The 329-nt window shown below is 39.2% G+C and carries 1 protein-coding gene; it reads left to right on the top strand.

The genetic code is table 11. The features are described 5' to 3' along the window. A partial coding sequence (locus F8C76_RS20015; protein ID WP_249042468.1) for a glutamate--tRNA ligase family protein occupies positions 1 to 329 on the top strand: 329 nt, incomplete at both ends.

Genomic DNA, 329 nt, shown 5'->3' on the forward strand with positions numbered 1-329 from the left:
CTGTGGTAAGGATTAAAGTCCCGCAAAATGAAATCATTGGTTTTAATGACGGGGTTAAAGGCGAAGTGGAAGTGAATACTAACGAATTGGACGATTTTATTATCGCCAGGAGCGATGGAACGCCCACTTATAACTTTGTGGTTACCATTGATGATGCTTTAATGGGGATTACTGATGTGATTAGAGGCGATGATCACCTTTCTAACACCCCTAAACAAATCGTTCTCTATAAGGCTTTAAATTTTAAAATCCCTAATTTTTTCCATGTGCCGATGATTTTGAATGAAGAAGGGCAAAAATTAAGCAAACGCCATGGGGCCACTAATGTG

It is taken from the genome of Flagellimonas olearia (assembly GCF_009184425.1).
In the GTDB taxonomy this organism is placed as follows: domain Bacteria; phylum Bacteroidota; class Bacteroidia; order Flavobacteriales; family Flavobacteriaceae; genus Flagellimonas; species Flagellimonas olearia.